General features: G+C 70.4%; 1 protein-coding gene. It reads right to left on the bottom strand.

Translation table 11 applies throughout. The features are described 5' to 3' along the window. Positions 1-341, bottom strand: a 341-nt coding sequence (locus SB773_RS30605) for a PASTA domain-containing protein (protein WP_410593983.1), incomplete at both ends; no start/stop codon positions are given.

Raw genomic sequence — 341 nt, 5'->3', positions numbered from 1 at the left:
CTTGCGACGACCAGCGCTCCCACGGCCGACGCATGTTCGACCGCTGCGCGGAGATCGGCGGAGTCTGCGGTCTGCGATATCGAGACGTTGATGATGTCGGCGCCGTTGTCGGCCCGCGTGGCCGAGATCACCGTATTCGCGGGGACCTTCGCGTCGAACTGCTGCGCGATGTCGCCGACCTTCGCGCCGACTCCGGTGATCGCGCTCTTAGCGGCGTCGACGCTCTGACCGGCCAGGGCAGGGATGGTCACCGGCTTCGGGCCCTGCGAGATGCGGAGGGTGACCGTGCTGCCCCGCCCGGCGGGCGCACCGGCGCCGGGATCGGTGCTCGACACCATCCC

The organism is Bacillus sp. SIMBA_074, assembly GCF_046534555.1.
Taxonomy (GTDB): domain Bacteria; phylum Bacillota; class Bacilli; order Bacillales; family Bacillaceae_G; genus Bacillus_A; species Bacillus_A mycoides.
Note: the sequence above shows the minus strand (reverse complement) of the source record. Positions and strands in the feature narration are given on the sequence as shown.